This is a genomic window from Streptomyces sp. A 4/2 (genome assembly GCF_940670765.1).
Lineage (GTDB): Bacteria > Actinomycetota > Actinomycetes > Streptomycetales > Streptomycetaceae > Streptomyces.
The window spans coordinates 127,645-151,310 of record NZ_CALNVW010000020.1 but is presented as its reverse complement, the minus strand read 5'-3'; the positions used below and the strand labels follow the sequence as shown (position 1 = coordinate 151,310).

Sequence of the window (23,666 nt, the reverse complement as noted above, 5' to 3'; positions counted from 1 at the left end):
GGCATTCCACCACCGGCGACCCGACTTGCCGCCGAGCGGAGCGACAACGGGCGAGACCCTGGGCGCCGGGCCCGGCGAGGAGCGCGAGGCGCTCGGCGTCCTCGGTGCCGGGCTCGGCCCTGTGGACCACGACGCGCAGGCCGCTGCCCGCGACCCAGTACGTCGCCGTCCAGCGTCAAGGCGCCCACCTGCGGATGGCCGATGGTCTTGGGCTGCGCCCCGGCCGGGATGCCGGCCAGGCAGCGCCGGCTCCTCCCGGCGCAGCCCGGCCGCACACCGATGGCTGACCGCGCGGCTGCGCCGCATCGTGGAGGCATGACAACAACACTGATCACCGGAGCGAACAAGGGCCTCGGCTACGAGACCGCCCGTCGGCTCGTCGCCGCGGGCCACACCGTCTACATCGGAAGCCGGGAAGCCGGGATGCCGGACGCGGGCGCCGGGCCGCCGAGCAGCTGGGTGCGCGGGTGGTCCGGCTCGATGTCACCGACGACGCCTCCGTGCAGGCGGCGGCCGAGGCCGTGGCGGCCGACGGAGGGCTGGACGTACTGGTCAACAACGCAGCAGGCATCGAGCCCGGTTTCACCAAGACCGACCTGAACGGGAACACCGGCATGCAGACCGTCGGTCAGGGCGCCGAGATCATCGTCCGCATGGCGCAGGTGCGCCCCGACGGTCCCACCGGTGGCTACTTCGACGTCGCGGGACTTCTTCCCTGGTGAGAGAGGGACGGCAGGCGGAGGACGCCGGCCCGGTACGGGGACGGGCGCCCGTGGCGGCCGGGTGAACACCGTGCCCAACACGCCGTGATCGAGACGGTCATTGCCAGGGGGTATCGCCCCGCAGCGGGCCGATGAGCGACTGCTTCTCGTGACGCACCGGCCGGGCCGGGTCGTTGGCCGGTCAGGCCTGGGAGGCCGCTTCGGCGGCCCGCTCGATCGTCGCGCGCCGTTCTTCCCGGAATGCCGCCTCACGCTGCGGATCTGAGTGTTCCGCTGCTGCCTCCGTGGTGCCGTCGAGCTGCTCGCGCAGGATGTCGGCGTGTCCTGCGTGCCGACTGGTCTCGGTGAGCACGTGGACCAGGATGTTGAACAGCTTCACGTCAGGGCGTGGCCACCAGGGCACGTGACCGGGGGAGTCGATGGCGAGCGCAGTGATCGTCACGTCCGAGTGCTCCCACACGCGGCGGTAACGGCCGATGATCTCCTCGCGCGTCTCGTCCTTGGTCGCCCACAGGTCGGCGCCGCGCTGGGCGACGTCGTCCCATCGGGGCAGGGGCTCGGGGAACGGGCGGCCGAAGACCTCGCCGAAGTACCTGGACTCCCAGACCGACAGGTGCTTGACCAGGCCGAGAAGGTTCGTTCCCGTCACGGTCAGGGGGCGACGGATGTCATATTCGGGCAACCCGTCGAGCTTCCGCAGTATCGCCTCGCGGGCTTCCCGCAGGTCGCCGTGCAGGTATTCCTTCGCGAATTCATCGATCATGGGCCATGAGCCTGCCACGCGCCGTCGGTGGTCGCGTGTCCGGGCTCAGCTCAGCCGCACATGGCACCGGCCAGAGCGGCATGCACGTTCTGGCCTCTCGCCGAGCCCGGCCACGCTGGTTCCACCAACGCCCCTCGCTCGTATCCGCCCGTCACCATTTCTCGTTCCGCTCCGGCGTGTTGGTGACCTTGTGCCGTCGCCATCGGCGAGCACTCAATTACGCTCTCGACACCCTTGACAGCGTTGCCTAGGATCACGGGCACGGCATCGCGTGTCGGTCACCGACCGGGTGAGGCATGGAGGTGCCCGTGAGACTGCCTTACGGAGGCATTCCACGCATGTCAGTCGAGCTGAATCACACCATCATCCATGCCCGGGACAACCGGGAGTCGGCCGCGTTCCTGGCGCATGTACTGGGACTTGAGGTCGGGGCCGAGTGGGGCCCGTTCATTCCCGTCGCCACCAGTAACGGCGTCACCCTGGACTTCGCCACCGTCCCGGCGGAGTCGATCACCATGCAGCACTACGCCTTCCTCATCTCCGACGAGGAGTTCGACGCGGCCTTCGCCCGTATCGAGCAGGCCGGGATCACGTACTACGCCGATCCCCGTCGGAAGCAGCCGGGAGAGATCAACCACCACCACGGCGGGCGCGGCCTGTACTTCATGGACCCGGCCGGGCACGGGATGGAGATCATCACCCGTCCGTACGGAAACCACCTCACGGAAACCACGAGCAGTAGCTGACGGCTTGGTGAAGTGGCGACCGGCCGGGACAGGTGGGGGATTCCTCAAACCAGGGTGGAGATGCAGAACGGGTGCCCTGCGGGGTCCAGCAGGACCCGCCACCGGTCGGGCTCCGGCTGGGCCGCAGGTTCGACGGCCCCCAGCGCGAGCAGCCGGGCCTGGGCGGCATCCAAGTCGTCGACGCCCATCTCCAGGTGAGCCTGCTTCTCCTGCGAAGGGTCCGGCCAGGTGGGACGCCGGTAGTCGGCCAGCCGGTTGAATCCCAGTCCGGCTGATCCCTCCTGGCCGAGCAGGACGAAGTCGTCGGTGGATAAGGCGATGGGCAGGCCAAGGGCTTCGCCGTAGAAGCGGGCCAGTTCGGCGGGGTCCGGGCAGTCGAAGGTGACGGCCGAGTAGCGGATCGCGGGTGCGGATGTGTTTCCAGTGCTCATGGAAGAGAAGCTACGACGTGACCAGGACAGGTCCGGTCCTGGTCATGCGGGAGACTTCGGAGTGTGAACAGCACTTCCGTCCGCCTGCTGCGACTGGTCTCCCTGCTGTCCGCGCGGCCGTCGTGGACCTGCGGCGAACTGGCCGACCGGACGGCGGTCACCGAGCGCACGGTACGGCGGGACATCGCGAGACTCCGGGAACTCGGCTACGGAGTCGAGTCCGACCCCGGGCCGTGGGGTGGCTACCGCCTCAGAGCCGGGGCCCGGGTACCGCCATTGATCCTCGATGATGAAGAGGCGCTCGCTGTGGCAGTCGGGCTGCGCGAGGCCGCGCTCAGCGGCGTGCTCGGTGGTGACCAGGCCGCGCTGTCGGCGCTGCTGAAACTGCGGCAGGTCCTTCCACCGCGGATCGCGGACCGACTGGGTGAGATGGACGCCGCCTTCGTGCACACCCCAAGGCCCGACGAGCCGCAGGTCGCGCCCGGCATGCTGCTGGAACTGGCCACCGCGTGCCGCCGGAGCGAGCGCGCCTCCCTCTCGTACCGCGACCGGGAGGGGAAGGCCACCACCCGTGAGGTCGATCCGTACCGCCTCGTACACACAGGGCGCCGCTGGTACTTCGTCGCCCAGGACGTGGCACGGTGCGAGTGGCGTACGTTCCGCGCCGACCGGGTGACTCGGATACGGCCGACCGGGCACCGGGTGGAACTCCGGGACCCGCCCGATCCGGTCCTGCTCGTCTCCCGGTCCATCGCGAGCGGCGTCTACACGCTCTGTGCGACCGTCCGGTTCCCGTTGCCCATGGACGAGGCGCTGCGGCTGGTCCCGCCGACGGTCGGCACCCATCGCCCGGAGAGCCCCGACGCCACCGTCGTCGAGATCGGTGGCCCCGATGCGGAAGGGCTCGCCGGATACCTGCTCAGCCTGGCCACCCCGCTACGGGTGCTGTCCCCGGACGACGTACGGGAGGCATTGCTGCGCCGTACCCGGGAGCTCGTCACGGACAACGAGAGCGGCGGCGGAACGACGTCGAATCCCGTCCACCGGAACCGACTTGTAGGCGAGTGACGTCTGCGGGAGGGCGTCCGCGAGGTCAGGAGCGCAGGTGTGAAGTACACGCTGATCGCCGTGCCCCTGCATCACGGCGTTGCGCTCCTCTTCCGTCAGCGCGCCGGTCTCGACATCGGCGCGAAAGATTCATTCCCATCCGGGATCAACGGCGGAACGGGCGCTCCGGACCTGCGACGGTTGCGGGCTTGCTGCTGTCCTCCTGGCCGGTTCGCTCACGGCGACTGATCCAGGGCGGTATGAAAGAGCCGACTGCCCGACGTACGAAATCGTGCAAGGCCCATGGGGGACGTATGAGACTGCTTTCCGCTTACCGGCGCCTGTTCTCGTTACCGGGATTCGGCCCGTCCCTGTTCGCCGCGGTCGCGGGAAAGCTCCAGCCCGGAATCTTTGCACTCGCTCTCCTGCTGGAGGTCAGTCACTACCGCGGCATGGGGCGGGCAGCTGCCGTCGTCTCCATGTCCGCCTTGGCCAGTGCGACCTTGCCGTTGCGCGGCAGACTCATGGACAAGTACGGCTACGCCCGGGTCATGTGTCCCGCACTGCTGCTCTATCTGACGGCGCTGACCGGTCTCGTGCTGAACGAAGGAGCTCGCGGTTCGTTCTCCGCGACGGCGGCCTGCGCCACGGTCGCAGGGATCTCGGCCCCGCCCGTCCAGATCGTCACCCGGCTCATGTGGCGCTCGCTGGCAACAGGTGATCTGCGGACCACCGTCCTGTCACTCGATGCAGTCCTGACCGACGTCGGCTTCGTCGCCGGTCCTACGCTCGCGGCGTTCCTGGTGACCGCCGTCGCCCCGTGGGCGGGCCTGGCAGCCTCGGCCCTGCTGAGCACGAGTGCGACGCTTCTGCTGCTCTCGCGCCACGTTCCTCAGCAACGGAATCAGCAGCCCGCCGCGCGTGACTGGATGGGACCGCTGCGCAGCGTCCCGCTCAGGCACACGATGACCGCGGCAGTGCTGTTCTTTCTCGCGGTCCGAGCGGTCGAACTGGCCTTCCCGGCCTGGGCCCAGGAACACAGCTCGCCCATGATGAGCGGCGTACTGCTGAGCGGCATGGCGGTCGGGAGCGTCGTAGGCGGCCTGGTCCTGGGCGCGCTGCCGCCTGTCTGGGCCGGCCGGGCCGGACTGCCGGTGACCCTGACCGCTCTGTGCTTCGGGACGCTCCTTGTCGCCGCGGCCAGTCAAGGTGGTGGGGGTCTGCTCGTGGCGGCAGCAGCGGTCATGGGCCTCGCCCTCGGCCCGACGTTCGTAGCCCTCTTCGCCACCGCGGGCGATCTGTCCCCGGCGAACATGGCAGCTGAGACGCAGTCCTGGATCAGTTCGTTCATGTCGCTCGGGGGAGCCGTGGGCGCCGCGGTCACCGGCCTGGTCTCCCGGGCGTTCGGCTCAGGGACGGTGCTCGTCGTCGCGGCTGCTTCGATGGCGGCCGCATCCGGCCTCGCCCGTTTCGGGATCAGCAAGCAGCCCGTTTCCGCCGGCGCCGACGGCCTGGACCTGTGAGGTTCCGGCAGGTGTACCCCGCGGTGACCCGGCATTGTGTCGCTCCGCCCGGTCAGGCACCACCGCTGTCCGCCCAGGCGGCTTCAGGTTGTTCCGGTGCGCCGGATGCCATGCTTCGACGCGATCCCGGGGACGGACAAGGCAAGCCGCGACAGCCACGTCAGGCCCCGGTCGTGCCCGCCGAGCGGACGGCGGGGGCCTGACATGGCACTGTTCTGGCGCGCAACGCCGGTCTCCACTACCCCCATCGGGCCCTTGGAGACCGACGCCACGTCACGCGGCCCCCGAATCAGCCGGCCGACCTCCACCGTTTCGGTGCGGGCTGCCTACGGCGACCCGGGTCAGGCTTCGCAGAACGGCATGGTCCGCAGGAATCCGCCGAGGTTCTCGTCGTCGGTGCCCAGGACGGCGTCGGTGGACCCGGGCAGGCACTCCACTCCTTCGATCTTGTACTGCGGGAAAGTCCCGAGCACGGTCGGGTGCGCCGCGAGCGTCACCCGGACCCGGCCGGCAGCCGACACGGTCACCCGCCCGGCATCGCTCACCGCGGAGTCGAACGGGCCGTCGTCACCGGCATCGGCTGCCGAACTCGCAAGGATCCGGCCGGAGTTGGTCACCGAGATGTCGGAGATGTGCCGTGTCCCCGTGTCGGTCCGGGCGTCAGGTTATTGATCATGGCGAGCGCTTCCCAGCGACCGTTACGGCATTCGGCGGAGCGCGAAGAGGGACGCGACGGGCGTACGCCCGGCCTGCTGGACGACCACCGTGGACCAGCGGGAACTTCGCGGCCAGTCGGCCCGGTTCGGTCTCCGCAGTCGTGGAAACCCTCCAAGTGCGCCTGGGCATTACTGTCCCCGATGAGCTGACTGCCCGGGTACGGACCGTCGGAGACTTGCAGGAATCAGTGGTCTCCCGTCGCCTTCCGCGGCGGACACTTCGGCCTGCAAGGAAGCCTCATGAGTGAACGAGTCATCGCCCCTCGCAACCGCGGATTCCTGTTCCTCGACTCCCACCCGTCGGGCTGTGCGCGCCTCGTCGGAGACATGTGGGACGCCGTGCCGGCCACTGTGCCGAGTCTCGGCGCGGTGGCGCCGGTGGCGCTGGTCATCGGGTCCTCGGCCGGGTACGGGCTGGCGGCCACTGTCGCCGGGCTCGCGCATACCGGTGTCCGGGGTATCGGGGTGTGTTTCGAGAAGGGCCCCGACCGGCGTACGGGTACCGCGGGCTGGTACCGAACCGCGGCCACCGCCGAACTGGCGGCGAAGCACGACCGCGACTTCGTGTTCCTCAACGGTGATGCCTTCTCCGACGGGATGAAGGACACCGTCGCAGACCTCGTCACCGAACGGTTCGGTGGGAAGATCGACTACCTGATCTACTCCGTCGCTGCCCCGCGCCGGACCGATCCCGACACCGGCAGGAAGTACGCCTCGGTCCTCAAGCCGATAGGTGAGGCGTACCGCACCAAGTCGCTGTCGTTCGACGACAACGGGACAGCCGAGGTGGCGATCGTCGAGACCGCAGCCGCCGACGGCGACGACATCGAGCAGACGGTCGCCGTGATGGGCGGAGCCGACTGGCGCCGGTGGATCGACCACCTCACCGGCCGCGGCCTCCTTGCCGACGGCTTCACCACGGCCGCGCTGTCGTACATCGGCTCGCCTCTCACCGCCGGGTTGTACCGGCAGGGCACCATCGGCGCGGCCAAGGCCGATCTGGAACAGACCGCCCGCGACCTCGACGAACTGCTGGCAGAGGAGTGCGGGGGCCGCGCTGTGACATCCGTGAACGGGGCCGCCGTCACCCAGTCGTCCACGGCGATCCCCGGAATCGCCCTCTACGCCGGGCTGCTGCGCGGTGTTCTCGGAGACCGCATGGTGCCCCCGATCGGCCAGCTGACCGCCCTGTGGGACCAGCTCACGGGCGCCGCTGCCCTCGACCTGGACGACGAGGGGCGCGTACGTCTGGACACCTGGGAACTGGCCCCCGACGTGCAGGCCGAGGTCGCCGAACGCTGGCAGGCAGCCACCACCACGGACATCGCCGGGCTCGCGGACCTCGACTGGTTCCGCGAGCAGGTCCATCAGCTGTACGGCTTCGCGGTGCCCGGCATCGACTACACCGCACCGATCGAGACCGACATCCCGTGGCCCCACCCCACCACTCTCTGACACCTGGCGCAGAGCCGCATGGACGCACGCGGAGCCCGGCCTGCCCGGACGGGCTCCGCCGCGAGGAACCGGCCCAGGCCTGCCCGGTCGTCGCCAGCGGGTGCGGCGGCCACGGGCGGGCCGTCGGGCGGCAGGGGCAACAGGCCGGTCGTCTCAAGGCTGTTGGGCTGTCGATGTCATGGACGCTCTCGGCGCGGTGCGGGTGCCGTTGTGCGACGGCGGGTGCGGTGGCGCCGATTCCGCCGGGCCGGGGCTGTCCGGGCCCGGCCCGCAGCGTCGCCGCGCTGGACGGGTGCCGGACCGTGGACGGCCCGCGGCGGCCCCACCGGGGGCGGTGTGACGGCCGCTGGCCCCCCTCGCAGGTGGAACCCGTACGGGCATCTGCGGCCTCGCCCAGGAGTGTCCGTATCTGTGGGATCTCTGGCCTCACAGCGATGGCGCGGCGATCCGGCGAATCCGAGACTGGAGCTGTTGCCGGAGGGACCGGCACACCGAAGGACCGGGTGATTGCGGTGATGGACAACTCGTCCGTACTGGCAGGGGTGCGTGTGCCGGACACGAAGCTCGCGCGGGAGGCGACCGAACTCGTACGGGACAGCACCAGCGAACTGATCTACCACCACTCACGCCGTGTCTACTTCTTCGGCAGCCTCCAGGGGCGCAACCGGGACCTCAGCCACGACCCGGAACTCCTGTACATCGTGGCCATGTTCCACGACCTGGGCCTGAGCGAACCCTTCCACGAGAGCGGGCGACGCTTCGAGGTGGACAGCGCCGATGAAGCCCGCCGCTTCCTGCAGGGCCACCGGTTGCCGGAGGCCAGCATCCGACGGGTATGGACCGCCATTGCCCTGCACACCACCCCGGGCATCCCCGAGTTCATGGAGCCGGAGGTGGCGCTGTTGACGGCGGGTGTGGAGTACGACGTCCTCGGGATCGGCTACGACGACCTCGACGAGACGGACCGCGCCGCGGTCATCGCCCTGCACCCGCGCCCAGGCTTCAAGGGACGCATCCTGGAGGCCTTCACCGACGGGATCCGGTCCAAGCCGCAGACCACGTTCGGCAACGTCAAGGCCGACGTGCTCGCCCACTACGTACCCGGATTCCGGCGTGGTGACTTCGTACGCACCATCCTGGACTCCCCGTGGGCCGACTAGCCACCCGCTCACCGTCGGACCGGGTGGTGGTCGTCGTGGTGGCTTTCGACGGCGTGCAACTGCTGGACGTCACCGGCCCCGCGGAGGTGTTCACGACCGCCAACACCTATGGCGCCCGGTACGACGTACGCGTTGTTTCGCCCACCGGCACCGACGTACGCACCTCCTCGGGTGTGCGGATCGGTGCCGACGGGGCGCTGGGCGAGGTGAGCTCAGCTCTGGTAGGCGAGGTCGGCCGCGGCCATGTCCTCGGCGAGTTCCCCGGCGCACGGCAGGACCATGTCCAGTGGGTGAACCTCGGCCACCGCGCCCCAGCGCTCTCACGCCGCCGTCGGGGCAGGTACGGCCGAAGGAGAGACATGGGGCGGCGGCCTCGCGGCCGTGGCGTTGCCTGCCGCAGGGGCGAGGAGGAATCGCTGCCCGTCGGAGGCGGTTCGCCCGCCAGGCGCGCATGTCGTACATGTCTTAGTTTGGGGTCGTCTCTATTCGCCCCACCGAGGAGCTCCAGTGAGCGACAGCCCGATGGACAAGGCCAAAGGAAAAGCCAAGGAGATGACCGGGAAGGTCACCGGCGACCGCCGTCAAGAGGCCGAGGGCAAGACCGATCAGGCGAAGGGCAAGGTCAAGGGCGCTGTTGACGAGGCCAGGGACCGAGCCAAGGGCATGAAGGACTCCATGCAGAACGACGGCTGAGGCGCCGTTCCCGCGGGCCCCGTTACTCCTGGCGGGGCCCGCCCGGCGTCGCCCGCTTGGTCCGGCGGCGCATTCCACCCGCCGTGCGTGGCGACCGGACGCTCGCGGTCGTGAGTGTTCACCCGTCCGTCCGTAGCGCTCGTGAACCGCCCGGGCGGCCGACACACAGGTGCTTCGAATCCTCCGGAGGGCCGGCCGGCCGCGACGAGATCACCGCACGGCAGGAGATCTCAGACCTTCCCGATACCGAGCGTGGTCTCACGGGGCAGCAGTCCTGAGCCGAGGACCTCCAGCCAGAGGGGGCCGAGGAGTTCGGCGAGCCGTGCGGTGTTCTCGGCGCCGAGTTCCTGCCAGGGGTGAGCGGCGAGTTCGTCGGTAAGGCGCTCGACCTCGGCGCGCAGGGCGCGGCCCGCGTCGGTCGCGGCGCCGTCGGCGTTCAGCAGACCGCGGGCGAGGAGCCGCTCACCGGCGGCAGCCCATTCGTGCTCGTTCCAGCCGCGGCTGGCGAAAACGCCGACCGGCGCGGCGCCGATCGAGGCGAAGGACACCAGCGCTTCCACGGAATCGAGGCCTGCGGTCAGGAGGGCGGCGAGATGGCCGTCGCCGCGGTGTTCGCGCAGGATGGTCGCGGCCTGCCACAGCACGAGGTGCGGCTCCCCGGGCCAGGGCAGTTCGGCGTTGGCGGCGGCGAGCGGGCGGCCCTCGGTGCGCGCGGCCTCCGCTGCCCGGCGGGCGAGCGCGGCGGCCTCGGCGAGATCGGGACTGTCCGTCCGCTCGCCGAGGAGTGCGCGGTACGCCCGGTCGACGCCGCGCGTCCGGGCCGCGATCACCTCGCGCGGTGCGGCAATGTCCCAGGCGGCCGGGGCGTGCTCGGCGACCATGCGCGGGCTGAAGCTGTAGAACGCGGAGGCCACCTGGCGGGAGCCGACGGCCCCGAGTGGCGCCGCCCGTAAGGCGAAGTAGCTCGGCCAGCGCTCGCCGGTGTCGTAACCGAGTGACTCGGCCTCCTCGAAGACCTGCGGCGCGTAGTAGACGACGGCGTGCAGGGGCTCCAGGAGGTGCCACATCTGCCGCACGCGTCCTTCGTCATCACCCATACCGGCTCCTCGTTCCGCTCTCCGCGACACCTTCATCTTGACGCTGACCAGATTGCATCCGACAGGGGATTTAGTCAATGCCTAGATTGCGCTAGCCTGCTCGTCATGACCACCGAACGCGCGTACCACCACGGTGACTTGCGGCGGGCCGTACTCACCGCAGCCCTTCACGTGATTGCCTCTGAAGGGCCGTCGGCCCTGTCCCTGCGTGACCTCGCCCGCCGCGCGCAGGTCTCCCATGCCGCACCAGCACACCACTTCAAGGACCGTGCGGGCCTTCTCACCGCCATCGCCATCGAGGGGTACGACCTCCTGTCCGCCGCCCTGGCGGAGGCGGAGGACCTGCGCGACCTGGGTATCCGATACGTGCGCTTCGCCGCCGCGCACCCGGCGCACTTCCAGGTCATGTTCCGCCCGGAACTCCTGCGCCCCGACGACCCGGAGCTCCTCGCGGCCCGCGAGCGGACGCGGAGTCGTCTCGGTACGGCTGTGGAAGGCCGCAGTGACGATCCGGCCATCGGCTTCATGGCGGCCTGGTCCATGGCTCACGGCTTCGCGACGCTGCTGCTCTCCCACAACCTTGACGGCCCGCTGGACGGACGGGACCCCGAAGAGACGTTCCGGGCCCTGGCGGGCGAGATGTTCCGGACGGCTGGAAGGCCCGCGACGGGCTGACTTGTCCACCGCACCGATCGTGACCGTCGGTGTGTGCGGTGTTGATCCGGCGGACCGGCCACCTTACGTCGAGGACTCCCCACCGCAGGAGGGCTGATGGTGCCCGAGCCTTGTACGGGCATCCGCCGCGCAGCACCCTGTCCGTACGGCGACGGAGGGGGGCAAGCATGAATTGCTCAAGATGCGGGGCCGTCATGATTCAGGGCCCGGACGGCACGTATCACTGCTCTCACTGCCCCGGCGCTGGGTACCCTCCCACCCATGACCGCGAAGCGACCCCAGTGGCAACCGGAACTCGACCCGCTCCCCGCTCCCGACATCGCGATCACCCCTGAGATCACCGAATCCGAATGCCGGATCTGCGAAGCGACCATCGCAGGCCTGGACGGTCGGTACTCGTGCGGGGTGTGCGGGTGGTCCAACCACTGGTCGGAGGGCCACCGGCCGCTACCGGGCGCGGACGCCGACCCGGACGCTCCGCACGACAACCTGCTGGAGGGCATGGAAGCGCAGGCGTGATCACGCAGGCCCGGAGCCGACATCGGGCTCTTGGGCTCCAGTGACTCGCGCGTCCAGTGTGGATGCGGCTCGTCCACGGTCACGCGCTGTCCGGTGCTGCGGGATGCCAGTAGTGGCGCCGGTCCGGTGCCCCCGGGAGGGTCGACAGGAAGGCAACAGCACCGGATCAGCCGCCGAGCATCCGAGACGGTGAGGCGGTGAGACGGGAAGCGGGGTGCGGGACCCGGAGTGTGAGAACCGGCTCCCACCCCCTCGCCCCTCCAGCTCCGGCGTGCGTAAGGTACGAGCGGCCCGGGAGCTGTGCGCGCCGGGCTGCCCCGGCCGTGCGGACGAAGCGACGGAGGGGCCTGGTACCGGGGGGTGTCGGGGATGGCGGACGCGGCAGAATTAGCGGACTTGGGGCGTGCGGGCCGGGCCGGGGAGGACGGCGGACGAACAGCACCGCTGGACCGGCGGGTGTTCGCCGTCGCGGGGGTGGTCTTCGCCGTGCTGATGGCGCTGTCCTCGCGCTACGGCTTCCACATCGACGAGCTGTATTTCCTCGACTGCGCTCGGCACCTTCAGGCGAGCTATGTGGACCAGCCGGTGCTGGCACCGCTGTTGGCCCGGGTCTCGCTGTCGCTGTTCGGGGTCTCGGAGGCGGGCCTTCGGCTGTGGCCCGCGCTCGCCGCCGCAGGCACGGTGGTCGTCGGCGCGCTGACTGCGCGGGAGTTCGGCGCAGCACGGCGGGCACAGCTGCTCGCGGCGATCGCGACGGGCACCATGCCCGTGGTGTTGGGCGGCGCGCACGTAGCCAACACGTCGTCGTACGAAGCGCTGGCGTGGGCGGCGATCGCGCTCGTGGTCGTACGGATGGGCCGCACCGGCGACACGCGGTGGTGGCTCGCCGTGGGAGCGCTGGTCGGCATCGGCGCGGAATTCAACCACCTCGCGGCCTTTTTCGGGATCGTCCTGCTGGCCGCGGTGCTGCTCGGCCCGGCCCGCCGGACCGTGGCCGACCGTCGACTGCTCGCGGGCGCCACGATCGCCGTGCTGCTCGTGCTTCCCGACCTGTGGTGGCAGGCGCACCACGGCTGGGCCATGTTCGCGATGACGCGGGCACTGAACGGGGAACACGGCGGCCCGGGGAACATCCCCACCTGGATCGTGGGGCAGATCGGCATGTCCTGCCTCGCGATGGCGGTGTTCTGGGTGGCGGGACTGCGGTTCCTGTGGCGATCCGGCCGGCCGTTGTGGCGGTGCCTGGTGACCGCGTACGCCGTGCTGTTCGTGCTGTTCGCCGTGACGACCGGAGCGCAGGTGTACTACCTGGGCGGGTTGTACGTGTGTCTGCTCGCGGCCGGGGCGGTAGGGCTCGACGGGTGGCTGTACTCCCGCCCGGACCGGCTGCGCAGCCTGACGATCGGAACCGCCGTATCGGCCGCGCTGTCCGCCGTGATCGTGCTGCCGGTGCTGCCGCCCTCCGACGTGGGCTGGACGTACGGCATCAGCTCGAATTCGGGGGAATCCCTGGGCTGGCCCCAACTGGTCGGCACCGTACGGCAGGTGTGGACCGGGCTCCCGTCCGAGCAGCGTGCGAACGCGGTGATCGTTGCGGCGGACTACGGCGAGGCCGGTGCCATCAACGAACTCGGCCGCGGTACCGGGCTGCCCACCGCTGTGAGCGTCCACAACACCGACTGGTGGTGGGGCCCCGGCAACCCGCACGCCTCGACCGTGGTGGCTGTCGCCCCCGGCCCCGACCACGCCCCCGAGTACGCTGCCCACCTGGGCCGGTACTTCCGGCATGTCCGCGTAGCCGCCACCCTCTCCAATCCCCAGGGCGTGCACAACATCGAATGGGGCGGCCACGTCTACGTCTGCACCGGTCCCCGTCGTCCCTGGGGCGAGATATGGCCCGAACTGCGCACCTACGCGTGACGCGCGACCCGGGCCGTGGGCTCGCCGCTGACCTTCGCCGTCGGCAACGCGTCGGTAGAGCCGGAGCGTGTCGTCCACGGCGGGCGCGGGTCCAGGTGCCCGCTCCTCAACTCGCGGCGATCCACGCGTTGCGGCCCGCCGAGCGGCCCCCGGGGGTGGCGTTCGGATCCGTCCACCCGTCCACCCGCTCACAGTCTTGCCGGGAAAGGATGTTGAGAACACCCTCCGGTGGGGCAATAACCGCTTCATGACAATGAGCCGTCGATCCCTCATACGCTCCGCCGCCGTTACCACCACCGCCCTCGTGGTCGGCGGCGGCATGACGCCCGCGCGCGCCGCGACCGCCCCGCGCACCGCCGCATCCACCGGCAGCGAGTTTCCAGCCGACTGGATGGGCGCGCTGCCCGACGCGCTGTCCCTGCTCCGGATGACAATCCCCGGCACCCACGATTCCGGCTGCACCGACCCCGCCAACGGCACCGAGTGGTCGCACACCCAGAATTGGGGGATCACCGAACAACTCCAGCGCGGCGTACGGTTCCTGGACATCCGGGCCAACGGCCTCCAGGACCATCTCGACGACTCGTTCGGGATCTACCATGCCGGGTACTACCAGGGCATCACCTTCGACGGGGTGCTCGCGCAGTGCCGCGACTTCCTCCTGCAGCATCCGCACGAGACGATCGTGATGCGGCTGAAGAAGGAGAACGGCACCAACAACGACGTCGGCGCGCGCTTCAAGGACGTCCTGAACGTCTACCTCGACACCAAGGGCTGGCGCCCCTGGTTCCTCCTCGCGGACCAGGTGCCGTCGCTCGGCGAGGCGCGCGGACGGATCGTTCTGATCGCCCAGTTCGACAACGACTGGCCGGTCCTGCAATGGCCGGGCGGCGACAACGGCTTCCTGTCCAACCAGTGGTTCTCGCTGCAGGACATCTACCAGGGACTGTCCTGGCCGTCCCAGAAGACCGCCAAGGTCACCCAGCAGTTCGACAACGCCGCCGGGGACCAGAACTCGGCGCTGATGTACATCAACTTCACCAGCTACGCGGGCGGCGGCTGGCCCAAGACCAACGCGGACGCGATCATGCCCGGGGTACAGAGCTACCTGAACGGCAGACTGTCGGACCGAACGCACCTCGGCGTCGTCCCGCTGGACTTCCCGGACTTCCACTCGGACACGCTGCGCACCCTCATCGACTGGAACTGGCACTGACACCACGGGGCCGATCGCCGCTCCCCGGCGCCGCCGGACTTCCGGCACCGGGGACCGGTCCGGACCCGGGACGCTGGTGGGGGATCAGCCGACGTCGGGGAGCGGAGGCCGTGGCGTTGAGATCCGTGACGATCGCCGCCTCCTCGTACCTGAAATGTGGCTCCAGCTGGTTCGCCGGCCGCTCCAGGTCGTAGCGCACCTGAACGGGGTCCTGCTGACCGGGCGACATCACCTCGGCGGGTTCAACCAGGGTTCCCTGGACAGCAGTTGGGGCCGATCCCGATCGAGGGAGCCAGAGCTCACCCGGTGGGCCAGAGCTCATCCGGTGGGCTGGAGCTCATCCGATGGGTTGGAGGTCGCGTCCGCCGTCACGAAGGCGCCGACCACAGCCCCGGTGTCATTGACAGCCGATCGGGGCGGCTCGCGCCCCGCAGTTGCCTGTTCGATCCCGGCAACGTTCGTGGTCAGAACACGGCCTGGAGACGTGTCGCAGTCCGTACGAGGTCAGCGACGGCTCTGGACCGGCTGTGCGGTGGCCAGGCGATCACCGTGGTGACCTTTGGCGCGTCCAGCACGGGCACGGCGGCGACGTCACCATGCAGTTGGGCTCGGCACGACTCCGGTGAGACCGCGCAAGCCCGCCCGAGCGCGACGAGTTGCAACAACTGCGCGTGGTCGCGGACCTGCGGACCGGGGCCGGGCGGGTAGGTGCCGTCAGGATCGGGCCAACGTGGCATGGGCAGGCCCGGCAGCCCCGTGATGTCGGCCATGTGGACATGGGCCCTGGAGGTCAGCGGGTGCCCGGTCGGTAGGACCACGACCTGGCTCTCCGTGCTCAGCTCTTCGGTGTGGAACCCGGAGGTCGAGTCGAACGGCAGGTGCAGCAGCGCCACGTCGGCCCGGCCCTCGCGCAGGAATCGTGCCTGCTCGGCCGGGCCGCACAGGATGACGTCGACGGGGACCGCGCCGGGTTCGGCGGCGTATGTGTCGAGGAGTTTCGCCAGCAGTTCGCGGGACGCGCTGGCTTTCGTGACCAGGACCAGGCCGGGACGGCCGGTCGTGGAATGTGCGGCGCGGCGGGTCCGGCGCTCGGCGGCCTCTACCGCGGCGAGGGCCGTCCGGCCCTCGGTCAACAGCACAGAACCGGCCTCGGTCAGCGTGACAGCGCGACTGGTCCGATTCAGCAGCACTGCCCCGAGTCGGCGTTCGAGCTGCTGGATCGCCCGTGACAACGGCGGTTGTGCGATCCCGAGCCGCTGCGCGGCACGCCCGAAGTGCAACTCTTCGGCGACAGCGACGAAATAGCGCAGTTCCCGGGTCTCCACGCAGCCACACCCCAGATCCATACCTGGACGGTATCGCCGCCCACCCTATCGGTGTTGGACCCTTCGCCGGTGGCCGCGGCAGCATGGAACCCATGAGCGAACGGACGATTGCGCTGGTCACCGGCGCGAACAAGGGAATTGGCTACGAGATCGCCGCAGGCCTGGGGGCCCTGGGCTGGAGCGTCGGCATCGGCGCTCGCGACGACCGGCGCCGCAAGGACGCGGTGGAGAGACTGCGCGCGTCCGGCGTCGATGCGTTCGGCGTACCGCTGGACGTGACCGACGACGCGAGCGCAACAGCCGCTGCACGGCTGATCGAGGAGCAGTCCGGGCGTCTCGACGTGCTCGTCAACAACGCCGGGATCACCGGCGGCATGCCGCAGGAGCCCACCCGGGTCGATCCCGCCGTCATCCGGGCGGTCGTGGAGACCAACGTGATCGGCGTCATCCGCGTCACCAACGCGATGATGCCGCTGCTGCGCCGCTCGGCGTCACCCCGGATCGTGAACATGTCCAGCAGCGTCGGCTCCCTCACCCGGCAGTCAGGAATCGCCGCTGAGCAGTCGACGGGTCCGGTGGCCGTGGCGTACGCACCGTCGAAGACGTTCCTGAACGCCGTCACCCTCCAGTACGCCCGGGAGTTGAGTGGCACGAACATCCTGATCAACGCAGGCTGCCCCGGCTACGTCGCGACCGATCTCAACGGCTTCCGCGGTGTGCGTACCCCTGAACAGGGCGCGGCGATCGCCATCAAACTCGCGACCCTCCCCGACGGCGGCCCGACCGGCAAGTTCTTCGAAGACGCCGGCGTAGTGCCCTGGTGATGTGCGAAGCCGCCTCACCCGCCTGGTGAGGCGGCTTCGCCCGCGCACCTGGCTGCTGCTTCAAATCGCTTGTGAACAGAGGGAGTTCGGCTTGTCGCTCACGAACTGCACAGCTGGTGGACGTCAGTGAAACGTTAGTCGAACGCAAGGGGAGGCGGCCAGAATGGCTTGGGCAGCCGCAGGTCGGCCAGTACTGCGGCTCCGCGTGATCGACTCCCGCAATCCCTTGAAACGGAGTAGCCATGAAGATGATCAAGGCACTTGTGAGCAAGTTCAAGAAGGATGAGGACCTCGCCAGCCACGCGTGGGTGCTGCACGTAATCTGACGCACCATCTGATCTGACGCGATGTCTGATCTGACGCACTGTCTGGTCTGACGGGCCGTCCGATCTCATGCACCGCCCGTCGGCGGAGGACGCGGCCATGCCACTGCCTCCGCCGACGTTGCAAGGCGCCCCTGTCTGCCGCGGCCCGCGGCGGCCACGACCGGGCCGGAGTCCGCCGCAGACCGGGCCGCGGCGCGGCGCGGAGCGACGGTCCTGCCCGTTCCATGCCCGGAGTTCTCCGCCTGCCGTGGGGAACGCATTTCGTTGCCATTCCAATGGAGGCGGGATTCTCGTGGAAGAAATGGCGTCGGCAGCGGTGCGCGGCCACTCCGTCGTGTACGCCCCGCGGATTCAGGACCTGCTGGCCAGGGGCGAGAAAGTATTCCGGATCGACGCGACCACGGTAGGTGTCTCCGACTGCCACCTGATCGCCGAAATCGTCGCGGAACGCCCTGTGTCGGCGATGGAGCGCTCGGTCTACAAGCCCGCCGCAGGAGCCGACATCCCCCACGACAGCGCGACACGGACGATCCGCGCGCTGGGGCAGGACGTCATGGAGGGCATCCGGACCCCGCCGCCCCCGACGCGCGGGCTGTCCGGCTCCTGGCCCTACGCGCCCACCTCCTACCTGCGCCGGTGGCTCTTCTCGTCCGACCCCCTGCCGGTCTCCCTGTTGTCGAAACGCGGTGTCACACGCTCGGACACGCTCTCCCGGATCGTCGACCGCGCCGTCACCGTCTGGCCGGGATCCGACACCGAGGGCGGCACCGCGCTGGCCGAACAGATCCGTGATGCTTCCGGCACCCAGGAGAGAAGGCAGGCCATCGCGCTGTACCGGAGAGCGACGGCCACCCTCTGCGACGGCGTGGCCGCACTGGCCGGCAACGCCCTGTGGCTCATGGGGCAGGAGCGCGAACCGGAGGCGGCCCGCGCCGACCTCACCGCGGTCCTGTGGGAGACGCTGCGGCTGCTCCCGCCCGCGTGGATGCTGTTCCGCAAGGGCGGGGACGCGTACACCGGACTGCACCCTGAGATCCGGCCCGAGGACAGGGTCGCGCTCTTCCCGCTCCTGATGCACCGTCATCCGGACTACTGGCCCGACCCGCTGGAGTTCCGGCCCGAGCGGTGGGCCGGGGTGGCGGACCCGGAGAAGACGCCCGCATTCATGCCGTTCGGGTTCGAGGGTGCCCGCTGCTGGGCCAAGCACCTGGTCGTGCCCCTGGCCGAGCGCCTGTTGACCGTCGCCTTCGACAACCGACTCGTCATTCGCAGCCCGCAGCAGGAGGCACCCGTCCCCCTGCGCTCCCTGCTCTCCGTGCGGTTCGACGCGGAAGCCGGGGCATGACACGGCGTCGTTCCCTCGTGCCACCCGCAGTTCCCGACGAGGACAGTGTGGCCACCACCCCCCTCCCGCCACGGAGCCCGCACACACCCTCGTACCGGGTGGGCGCTGCCGACCACGAGCACCGAACACCCTGACACCACGGGAAGACGCCATGGAATCGCCCACGCTGGCCGACTGGGTCGGCGACATCAAGAGCTTCTCCGACCGCCAGTGGCAGCGCGAACCCGCGGTCTTCAGGCCGGCGACACTCGCCCCACCGTTCGACCTCGGTGAGCTGGACGCCGCCTTCGACGGAGGGCTGCTGCGTACCCCCTACCTGGAGATGGTCCGCTCCAACAAGGTCGTCATCCCGTCCGATGCCTACACCACGGCACGGGTGGTCAACGGCACAACGCACCATGACTTCGCCGACCGCGCGAAAGTCCTCGCTCTCCTGCGCGCCAGGGCGACGCTCCTTCTGCGACACGTCGACCAGTGGCACCGCCCTACCGGCGAACTGGTGGCGCGACTGTCCGAGGAGATCGACCGGCGTGTGGAGGCCTTCTTCTTCGTCACGCCCGCCGGCGGTCAGGGCCTCGCGGTGCACCGGGACGACGCCGACGTGTTCGTACTCCAGGTGTCCGGACGCAAGACCTGGTACGTCCACGACGCACCGACGGTGGCGGACTGGGCGCCGGGAGAACTCCCGGACGACGAGCGCTCCCCGCGGCTCCTGCGCAGCGTCCTCGAACCCGGCAGCGTGCTCTACGTTCCGCGCGGCTTCGCGCACCGTGCGGTGGGCGCCACCGGACTGTCCGCCCACCTGTCGCTGACGATCCGCGACATCTCCCTGCAGGACCTGCGGACGGCCCTGGAGCAGCGGCTGTCCGAAGGGCTGGACCTCCCGCCGCGCCCCCTGGGCGAGGCCGCGATCGTCGACGCCTGCGCCACGCTGCTCAGTCACGTCCGGGCGAAGCTCGACACGATCGAACCAGACGACCTGCGGCTCGCCGCACGGGCCGCGCAGGCGCGGCGGCCGGTCACGATGACGCGGGCGGAGACGTTCGCCGAGACGGCCCGGAACTGGGAGACCGGTGGACCCGGCGCCAGGCGTGCCGGGCTGACGTCCGTGACTCGCACCTGGCGCAGGCTGCGCGAGGAGGCACGCACCACCGAGCACTGACGCACAGCCGACAGGCTCCCCGGCAGCCGGAGCGTGCCCCCGGGCGCAATGGCCAGGCCGAGTGGGAGGCCGGCTCGGTGGTGTCTCAAGCCTCCAGGTCGGCTTCGCCGGTGCGACCTGCTGCCCCAGCAGCGGTTCGCGACTTCCGCCCCCGCGCTGGGCGAGCCCAGGAGCGAGGCGCTTGACCCTCACGCCGCGTCATACCGCATTGTCGGTCGTGTGGAGGAACACCTGACCGTGGGGCGCGTGGCCGAACTGGCCGGAGTGAGCGTCCGCACGCTGCATCACTATGACGAGATCGGCCTCATGCGGCCGTCCGCGCGGACCTCGGCCGGGTACCGGGCCTACTCGGCGGTCGACGTGGAGCGGCTGCGGGAGGTGCTCACCTACCGCCGGCTGGGCTTCGGATTGCGCGAGATCGCGGATCTGGTCGACGACCCGGCCACCGATACGGTCGCGCACCTGCGCCGACTGCGCGGTCTGCTGCTGGAACAGCGCGACCGTGCTGCTGCCATGGTGACGGCCATCGACACAGAACTGGAGACACGGGCCATGGGAATCAGGACGACGCCGGAGGAACAATTGAAAGTGCTGGGCACGCAGTTGTACGACACCATCGGGTCCGCTTACCCGGCGACGCGGCGTACCGAGCCGCGGATCGCCGCAAGGGTCTGGGACGCGCTCGGGGACGCACGGACGGTGTTGAACGTCGGAGCCGGAACCGGCTCCTACGAGCCCACCGACCGCGATGTCACCGCGGTGGAGCCGTCGGCGGTCATGCGGGCACAGCGTCCTGCGGGCGCGGCGCCGTGCGTGGCCGCCGCTGCGGAGAGTCTCCCGTTCGAGGACCGGTCCTTCGACGCCGCGATGGCCTTCAGTACGGTGCATCACTGGCAGGACCCGATCGCGGGCCTGCGCGAGATGCGGCGCGTGGCCCGCCGCGTGGTGGTGTTCACATACGACGCCAGTAGCACCGGGTGGCTTCAGCGGTTCTGGCTCACGCGCGACTACCTGCCTGAATTCGCTGACCTTCTCGTCGACTGGCCTTCGCTGGCCGACCTGACCCACGCGATCGGGGGCAGGGCGGAGCCGGTGCTGATCCCGTGGGACTGCGCGGACGGCTTCTTCGAGGCACACTGGCGCCGGCCCGAGGCATACCTGGACGAACATGTACGCCGCGCGGTATCGGTATGGACCAGAGTCGGGCCGGAGGCCGAGCAACGGGCAGTGAACAGGCTGCGCGACGACCTCTCCTCAGGCCGGTGGGCCGAGCGCAACCGCGACCTCGTCGCCCTCGACGCGGCAGAGCTCGGCCTCCGCCTGCTCGTAGCCTGAACCAGCGTGCCCGCCCGCATCAGCCCATCAGAGCATCAGTGGAGCGCGCTACGACTACCTCGATCGGGCCCGGAGCCTCAACTGCTGGGCAGGGTGCGGTCGAGGAGGGGCAGCAGGCGGTCCCAGTGGAGCTGCAGTGCCGAGGGGTTGAACGCGTCGGTGTCGGACTTCGTGAAGCCGTGGACGGTGCCGGGGTAGATCTCGGAGGTGTAGCGGACACCCGAGGCGTCCAGGGCCCGGTCGAGCGCGCCGAGGGCCTCGGGTGTCAGGTCGGTCTCGGCGTTGCCGAGGTGGACCTGGGCGGTGAACCCGGAGAGGAGGCGGCGCAGGCTGTCGGGCCCGTCGGCGCCCACGGGGCCGTGGAATCCGGCGGGGGATGCCTGCTGGTTGATCCGGGCAGATCGCTTCGCCCCGCTGATGTGCGGCGGGGCGAAGCACTACCGGGGGACCGGTGCGGCTAGGAGCCGGTGAGCTGGTCCCGGCAAGCCGCAGCAGACCACGACAGCGGGATCTGCGCAGGCCGTAGCCTTGGACTGCTCGGGAGATGGAGCCTTCGGCACCGGCACGGCGCAACCGCTACGGGTGGTAGATCTCCTCCATGGCGCTGATCTGGCTCTGGCCGTTGACGCGGTAGTAGAAGTACGGGGTGTTGGCAAGCTTGTGGTTCACCAACCACTTCGGTGTGACCTTCCGGGTTGTGGTGTCGCTGAGGACCTTGACGGAGGCGCCTGAGGCGAAGACGAGTGACTGGGCCGCTCCGCTCGGGGTGTAGATGACGTCCTCGTCGTTCTTCGTGTTCACCCGGCAGGTCTCCGGGGTGACGCGGACGACGGTGTTGCCCTTGACGTTCTTGGCGGAGTCCAGCTTGAAGAAGTGCTTGTACCCCGCGGGCAGGTGGCACGGCTGCCAGCTGCCGCCCGCCTTTCCGGAGGTTACGGCTGGAGCGCTCGTTGCCGGGCGCGGGCTGGCGCTGGAGGACCCGCACATGGTGGCGAGGAGTGCGGCGGCGGAGCCGAGGACGACCGCGGTGGAAACGTAACGGTGGTTCATGAACTTCCCCTGTGACGAAGGTCGGTTGACACCGTGGGAGATACCGGACAACAGGTAGGGGTTTCGATCAACTGTCGGCTGTGACCGGACGGTGACAACCGTCATACCGCAGGGACAATCGACGGTTCGGCACACGTGTGGTCCGGGGCATTGGGCGTCTCCGCGGCCGACGTCACCGCAGCCGCGATCAGTTGGGCCGGGCTCGGCGTCCGGGCCGTGGGACGAAGACCGCCGGATCGTCAACTCACAGATCGGAAGATTCTTCCAACGGGTGATCTCCCGTCGCTTTCCGCTTGTTGGAGCCGAACCCGGGGAACGCTGCGGCCGTTACTTCGTCCTCGAATCTCTGGATAGCCGAGTCCGCTGGTCAGGAGACTCAAGCGGCTCGGTACGTACCATCGAAGGAGTACAGATGTCCGTATCCGTCATGCCCCGAACCCGGTCCCGTGTTCTGGCCGTGCTGAGCGCCGCAGCAGTCGCGAGCGGGTTGGCCGCCGCCGTTCCGGCAGTGCCCGCCTCAGCCGCCGGGTCGTTCGTGGTCAGCGAGGCGCAGTTCAATCAGATGTTTCCGAACCGGAATCCCTTCTACACCTACGACGGTCTGGTCAACGCGCTGAGCGCCTACCCGGGCTTCGCCACTACCGGCGACGATGCGACGCAGAAGCGGGAGGCGGCGGCCTTCCTGGCCAACGTGAGCCATGAGACCGGCGGCCTGAAGTACGTCGTCGAGCAGAACACGGCCAACTACAGCCACTACTGCGACGCCTCACAGCCGTACGGCTGTCCGGCCGGGCAGAGTGCCTACTACGGGCGTGGGCCGCTGCAGCTCAGCTGGAACTTCAATTACAAGGCGGCTGGTGACGCCCTGCACATCGACCTGCTGAACGACCCGTACCAGGTCGAGCGGGACTCCGCCGTCTCGTGGAAGACCGGCCTGTGGTTCTGGGACACCCAGAGCGGCGCCGGGACGATGACCCCGCACGACGCGATGGTCAACGGCAAGGGCTTCGGGGAGACCATCCGTAGCATCAACGGTGCCCTGGAGTGCAACGGCCAGAACCCGGACGAGCGCCAGGACCGGATCAACCTGTACACGAATTTCGTCGGCGTTCTCGGTACCGACGTGGGCGGCGGCAACATTTCCTGCTGATCCGGTCGGCCCTGAAACCGGCTCGTGGCTATGGAAGCTCAGGCAGCAGCCTGGTCGACGTCTTTCCGCGGACGTTCGTCGGTGGGGGTGCAGGAACTCTCGACGGTTGATGTGGCCGGGTCATAGCGATGTGGCCCGGCCTGCCCGACCAAGGGCGAACCGGACGGCAAGAGAGTCGGACGGTGGTCGACACCGGCGGGCGAACCGACGTCGATGGTGCCATTCGCCAAGTGGAAGGCGAAGAGGGGGGCCGAGCGGCGGGCCGCGATGGCGTCTACTCTGCGTCGGCCAGCTGGGCCCGGAAGAAGTCGGTCAGCTTCTCGACCGCGGGCCCCACGTGCTGCTCCTTGTCGTAGAGGTCGACGTGGCCGGCGCCGTCGATCCAGTGGAGCTCCTTCGGGGTGCGGGCGTTCTGGAACGCTTCCACGCTCATCCAGAGAGGGAGAAGGTCTGGACTCCCTCACCG

General features: G+C 69.6%; 23 protein-coding genes and 3 pseudogenes. 17 read left to right on the top strand and 9 right to left on the bottom strand.

Going from position 1 to position 23,666, the window contains the following annotated elements; genetic code table 11:
- Positions 1–52: 52 nt before the first annotated feature.
- Positions 53–218: pseudogene (locus NBY69_RS15400) on the bottom strand (transcriptional regulator); the annotation flags it as partial.
- A gap of 97 nt (positions 219–315) precedes the next feature.
- On the opposite strand from NBY69_RS15400, the pseudogene NBY69_RS15395 reads away from it, so the two are divergent.
- Positions 316–722 (top strand): annotated as a pseudogene (locus tag NBY69_RS15395) (SDR family NAD(P)-dependent oxidoreductase).
- Between the two features lie 181 nt (positions 723–903).
- On the opposite strand, the gene NBY69_RS15390 reads toward NBY69_RS15395, so the two are convergent.
- A complete protein-coding gene (locus NBY69_RS15390) occupies positions 904–1,485 on the bottom strand; it encodes a DinB family protein (RefSeq protein ID WP_250301466.1) in 582 nt (193 codons plus the stop codon).
- Between the two features lie 338 nt (positions 1,486–1,823).
- On the opposite strand from NBY69_RS15390, the gene NBY69_RS15385 reads away from it, so the two are divergent.
- Entirely contained in the window at positions 1,824–2,231 is a 408-nt protein-coding gene (locus NBY69_RS15385) for a VOC family protein (RefSeq protein WP_250301465.1), read from the top strand.
- 44 nt (positions 2,232–2,275) lie between these two features.
- Here NBY69_RS15385 and NBY69_RS15380 read toward each other — a convergent pair whose 3' ends face one another.
- Complete coding sequence (locus NBY69_RS15380) at positions 2,276–2,662, bottom strand: VOC family protein (protein ID WP_250301464.1); 387 nt, start codon at positions 2,660–2,662, stop codon at positions 2,276–2,278.
- 63 nt (positions 2,663–2,725) lie between these two features.
- Here NBY69_RS15380 and NBY69_RS15375 point away from each other — a divergent pair, with 63 nt between their 5' ends.
- The 3 genes from NBY69_RS15375 to NBY69_RS15365 all read left to right on the top strand — a co-directional run bounded on the left by NBY69_RS15375 (position 2,726) and on the right by NBY69_RS15365 (position 5,232).
- Positions 2,726–3,730: a YafY family protein gene (locus tag NBY69_RS15375; protein WP_250301463.1), complete on the top strand. Its 1,005-nt coding sequence runs from the start codon at positions 2,726–2,728 to the stop codon at positions 3,728–3,730.
- Positions 3,731–3,769: 39 nt separating this feature from the next.
- Positions 3,770–3,958 carry a hypothetical protein gene (locus NBY69_RS15370; RefSeq protein WP_250301462.1) on the top strand — a complete coding sequence of 63 codons (189 nt, stop codon included), beginning with the start codon at positions 3,770–3,772 and terminating at the stop codon, positions 3,956–3,958.
- A 65-nt stretch (positions 3,959–4,023) separates the two neighbouring features.
- Complete coding sequence (locus tag NBY69_RS15365) at positions 4,024–5,232, top strand: MFS transporter (protein WP_250301461.1); 1,209 nt, start codon at positions 4,024–4,026, stop codon at positions 5,230–5,232.
- 341 nt (positions 5,233–5,573) lie between these two features.
- Here NBY69_RS15365 and NBY69_RS15360 read toward each other — a convergent pair whose 3' ends face one another.
- On the bottom strand, positions 5,574–5,849 hold the full coding sequence (locus NBY69_RS15360) for a hypothetical protein (protein WP_250301460.1): 276 nt from the start codon (positions 5,847–5,849) through the stop codon (positions 5,574–5,576).
- Positions 5,850–6,188: 339 nt separating this feature from the next.
- On the opposite strand from NBY69_RS15360, the gene fabV reads away from it, so the two are divergent.
- From fabV to NBY69_RS15340, 3 genes are all read left to right on the top strand, one after another.
- Positions 6,189–7,403 carry an enoyl-[acyl-carrier-protein] reductase FabV gene (fabV, locus tag NBY69_RS15355; RefSeq protein ID WP_250301459.1) on the top strand — a complete coding sequence of 405 codons (1,215 nt, stop codon included), beginning with the start codon at positions 6,189–6,191 and terminating at the stop codon, positions 7,401–7,403.
- Between the two features lie 515 nt (positions 7,404–7,918).
- Complete coding sequence (locus NBY69_RS15350) at positions 7,919–8,563, top strand: HD domain-containing protein (protein ID WP_250301760.1); 645 nt, start codon at positions 7,919–7,921, stop codon at positions 8,561–8,563.
- Between the two features lie 522 nt (positions 8,564–9,085).
- Complete coding sequence (locus NBY69_RS15340; RefSeq protein ID WP_374211284.1) at positions 9,086–9,256, top strand: CsbD family protein; 171 nt, start codon at positions 9,086–9,088, stop codon at positions 9,254–9,256.
- Between the two features lie 230 nt (positions 9,257–9,486).
- On the opposite strand, the gene NBY69_RS15335 is transcribed toward NBY69_RS15340, so the two are convergent.
- Entirely contained in the window at positions 9,487–10,353 is an 867-nt protein-coding gene (locus NBY69_RS15335; RefSeq protein ID WP_250301457.1) for an SCO6745 family protein, read from the bottom strand.
- 105 nt (positions 10,354–10,458) lie between these two features.
- Between NBY69_RS15335 and NBY69_RS15330 the strand changes: the two genes are divergently transcribed.
- The 4 genes from NBY69_RS15330 to NBY69_RS15315 all read left to right on the top strand — a co-directional run bounded on the left by NBY69_RS15330 (position 10,459) and on the right by NBY69_RS15315 (position 14,683).
- Positions 10,459–11,028 carry a TetR/AcrR family transcriptional regulator gene (locus NBY69_RS15330; protein WP_250301456.1) on the top strand — a complete coding sequence of 190 codons (570 nt, stop codon included), beginning with the start codon at positions 10,459–10,461 and terminating at the stop codon, positions 11,026–11,028.
- 261 nt (positions 11,029–11,289) lie between these two features.
- Positions 11,290–11,547, top strand: a complete 258-nt coding sequence (locus tag NBY69_RS15325) for a hypothetical protein (RefSeq protein WP_250301455.1) — start codon at positions 11,290–11,292, stop codon at positions 11,545–11,547.
- Between the two features lie 369 nt (positions 11,548–11,916).
- Complete coding sequence (locus tag NBY69_RS15320; RefSeq protein ID WP_250301454.1) at positions 11,917–13,467, top strand: glycosyltransferase family 39 protein; 1,551 nt, start codon at positions 11,917–11,919, stop codon at positions 13,465–13,467.
- Positions 13,468–13,720: 253 nt separating this feature from the next.
- Positions 13,721–14,683, top strand: a complete 963-nt coding sequence (locus NBY69_RS15315; protein WP_250301453.1) for a phosphatidylinositol-specific phospholipase C — start codon at positions 13,721–13,723, stop codon at positions 14,681–14,683.
- Between the two features lie 464 nt (positions 14,684–15,147).
- On the opposite strand, the gene NBY69_RS15310 is transcribed toward NBY69_RS15315, so the two are convergent.
- A complete protein-coding gene (locus tag NBY69_RS15310; protein ID WP_250301759.1) occupies positions 15,148–16,008 on the bottom strand; it encodes a LysR family transcriptional regulator in 861 nt (286 codons plus the stop codon).
- A gap of 92 nt (positions 16,009–16,100) precedes the next feature.
- Here NBY69_RS15310 and NBY69_RS15305 point away from each other — a divergent pair, with 92 nt between their 5' ends.
- From NBY69_RS15305 to NBY69_RS15290, 4 genes are all read left to right on the top strand, one after another.
- Positions 16,101–16,832: an SDR family NAD(P)-dependent oxidoreductase gene (locus tag NBY69_RS15305; RefSeq protein WP_250301452.1), complete on the top strand. Its 732-nt coding sequence runs from the start codon at positions 16,101–16,103 to the stop codon at positions 16,830–16,832.
- Positions 16,833–17,459: 627 nt separating this feature from the next.
- Positions 17,460–18,503, top strand: coding sequence for a cytochrome P450 (locus tag NBY69_RS15300; RefSeq protein WP_250301758.1), 1,044 nt, complete (start codon positions 17,460–17,462; stop codon positions 18,501–18,503).
- 151 nt (positions 18,504–18,654) lie between these two features.
- Positions 18,655–19,665, top strand: coding sequence for a cupin domain-containing protein (locus NBY69_RS15295; RefSeq protein ID WP_250301451.1), 1,011 nt, complete (start codon positions 18,655–18,657; stop codon positions 19,663–19,665).
- A gap of 246 nt (positions 19,666–19,911) precedes the next feature.
- Positions 19,912–21,000, top strand: a complete 1,089-nt coding sequence (locus NBY69_RS15290) for a MerR family transcriptional regulator (RefSeq protein ID WP_250301757.1) — start codon at positions 19,912–19,914, stop codon at positions 20,998–21,000.
- 77 nt (positions 21,001–21,077) lie between these two features.
- Here the strand turns inward: NBY69_RS15290 and NBY69_RS15285 are convergent.
- Positions 21,078–21,380, bottom strand: a pseudogene (locus NBY69_RS15285) (dienelactone hydrolase family protein); the annotation flags it as partial.
- A gap of 196 nt (positions 21,381–21,576) precedes the next feature.
- Entirely contained in the window at positions 21,577–22,050 is a 474-nt protein-coding gene (locus NBY69_RS15280) for a hypothetical protein (protein ID WP_250301450.1), read from the bottom strand.
- A gap of 412 nt (positions 22,051–22,462) precedes the next feature.
- On the opposite strand from NBY69_RS15280, the gene NBY69_RS15275 reads away from it, so the two are divergent.
- A complete protein-coding gene (locus tag NBY69_RS15275; RefSeq protein WP_250301449.1) occupies positions 22,463–23,200 on the top strand; it encodes a chitinase in 738 nt (245 codons plus the stop codon).
- Positions 23,201–23,474: 274 nt separating this feature from the next.
- On the opposite strand, the gene NBY69_RS15270 is transcribed toward NBY69_RS15275, so the two are convergent.
- Positions 23,475–23,633, bottom strand: coding sequence for a hypothetical protein (locus NBY69_RS15270; protein ID WP_374211277.1), 159 nt, complete (start codon positions 23,631–23,633; stop codon positions 23,475–23,477).
- Between the last annotated feature and the right edge of the window lie 33 nt (positions 23,634–23,666).